We start from the raw sequence: 2,293 nt of genomic DNA on the forward strand, positions 1-2,293 counted from the left end.
CCAGCCGGTCCTGCCCGCCGTCAACGATCACCACCACCTCACCCCCGCCGACGATTCAGCCCTCCGCATGTTCGCCGAACCAGCCGAATCCAGACACGACGACACACCGAGGACCACGCCAAATAATTCCGTGAAACTACGTCACATAATTCCGTGAACGACAGCGCTAGGTGTCTCCGACCCTCGGACCTGGGCCCCGGCGGACTGGGCGAGCGACGCCGTCCCGCACCTGGTCTACGGGCTGGTCACCGCCGCCGTCGTCGCGGCCCTCGACCGCACCTGACGCCGGCAGGTCGCGCTGGGGTCGCTTGTGAGCCTGCATCTGGCCCGACCCCTCGCCCCGCGGTCGCGGACGACGACGTCCGCGCCGTGGAGCACCTAACGTTCCGATTTTTGGATGTCCGGCGGTGATCTGCCTCCCTTATGGCGCCGCTGTCGGGTCGAGGGGTACCACGTCAATCTCGGTTCTCGGGGAAGATCACCATCCAAGAGCAATCCTGGCGCGGCTCAGGGGTTAGCGCCAGTCGAGCTGGGTGATCTGTCCGCCGACGATGGCGACGGGCTGGGACGCGTCGGCCAAGGAATGCCAGATGGTGTAGCTCCCGGTGGGGAGGGCGGGGTAGATCGCTGCGTAACGGATGCCGGTAGGTCCACGGCGCTCGCGGACGGCGACATGGGTGCGGGGCGAGTCAGGGGCGTCCGCACTGACCTCGATCTCGGCCCCGGCCAGGTCCGGTGGGGTGAGGATGATCAGCGCGCCGATGTCGCCGCCGATGTCGAGGACGATGCTGCCGTCGGTGCTGGGGCCGAGCTGGGACTGCTCACTCATCCGGGTCCTCCAGGTCGAACGACGCGAGGGTGGGCCGGCCTGCGGCCTCGACCCACCCTCGGGTCGAGACGCGCGGGCCGGGCCGCTGGTGGTAGCCGGTCAGCGAGGCGGCGGGGGGGCCGGCTCGTCGTCCTGGGGGTTGTAGAAGCCGCTGTGCGGGGTCCCGAGATAAGGGAAGTAGGGCAGGTAGTGCACGGTGTTCCTCGCGGTGACGTCGGTGTTGGACGAGGTCAGTCCGGGAGTGATCGCCCCAGCCGCGGCGTCAGGGACGTATGACGGGTCGATCAGCGCGTACGTGGTCCCGGCGAGGGCCCGCAGCTCGATGGTCACAACGTCGTCGAAGACCCGCCGTCCGTTGGGGAACCCGGCCGGGTCCATCCCGATCAGCCCGAGGTTGCTGGGCTCGTGGGTGGTCGGCGCGATGGCCATGTTCAGGCGGAGCATGTCCGCCTGGACCGGCCCGGTGTAGTTCTGGAAGCCGGGGACGATGCCGGCCGGGATCCCGGTCAGCAGGATCGCGGCCAGGTCGGCCCGCGGCTTGCCGGAGGCGTTCAGCGCAGCCAGATGGGGAAAGACGCCCGGGTAGGTGCTGGGCAGCCGCCGCGACACCTCCGGATGAGTGACGAACGTGGAGTACTGGCTGTCGTCCTCGGGCTGCTGGGCGTTGAAGCGGTCCTTCTTCGTGATGGGGATCAGGACCTCGTTGAACAGCGGGTTGGCCTGGCGGGAGACCTGCACGAACGGGCCGTGGTTGTCCGGCTTCCCGTCGTGGTCGTAGATGCGGACCCGTTGCCGGCTGGCGCTGGCGAACACGGCGATGGTCGAACGGGGATCCGTCGGATCGGCCGCGGCGTAGCCGTCACGGCTGAGGTCGGTCTTGGGTACCCGCAGGGAGATCGAGTGCACGTTCTTGGCCTTGGTCCCGTTCACGCCGGGGGCCTTCGGCATCTGGGAGCCCACGTGCAGGTTCTGGAAGGGACGCAGGTCGGACAGGTCGAAGATGGCACCGATGTCGACGTAGAAGCCTTCGGCGCGCTGCCCGGTGAACAGGGTCCGGCTGCCGGGCAGGCGGTGGATCGCCGCCGTCGCCAGGGCGGTGTAGTCCGGGGTCGAGAAGGGGCCGATGTTGCACGGCGGGCACGCCAGGTGCTGCCCGAGGACCTGGCTGTTGCCGTTGTCGTGGTTGACCCGGGTGACGGTGGCGAACTGGCGGCGGTTCCAGTTCGGGTCCGTCAGGGACCGGCGCAGGTGCGTTCGAACAGCTCCAAGAAAACGTTACGCCCCAACCGTTTACGAGCCTGGGTGATCGCGCTGGCCGTCGGCACGGCCCAAGCGGCGTCCCAGCAGCCGAACCGGTCCAGCGACCCGGTGACCTTCGTGGCGACCTCCTCGTAGTCGTCGTCGGGGAACAGGCACAACCCCAACGTCAGATACGTGATCACATGCGCGGGCAGCTTCCCGTCC

Annotated in this window: 3 protein-coding genes; all 3 read right to left on the bottom strand. The window is 68.6% G+C overall.

The genetic code is table 11. From position 1 onward, the window contains the following. Positions 1 to 514 precede the first annotated feature (514 nt). Complete coding sequence (locus tag Q0R63_RS05430; protein ID WP_295695080.1) at positions 515 to 829, bottom strand: hypothetical protein; 315 nt, start codon at positions 827 to 829, stop codon at positions 515 to 517. Between the two features lie 99 nt (positions 830 to 928). Beyond that, a complete protein-coding gene (locus Q0R63_RS05435; RefSeq protein ID WP_366521077.1) occupies positions 929 to 2,077 on the bottom strand; it encodes a DUF4331 domain-containing protein in 1,149 nt (382 codons plus the stop codon). Next, positions 2,062 to 2,293: transposase domain-containing protein (locus tag Q0R63_RS05440; RefSeq protein WP_295695082.1), on the bottom strand; the 232-nt coding region annotated here is incomplete at its 5' end. The genes Q0R63_RS05435 and Q0R63_RS05440, both read right to left, overlap by 16 nt.

The organism is Lapillicoccus sp. (genome assembly GCF_025353065.1).
Taxonomy (GTDB): domain Bacteria; phylum Actinomycetota; class Actinomycetes; order Actinomycetales; family Dermatophilaceae; genus Lapillicoccus.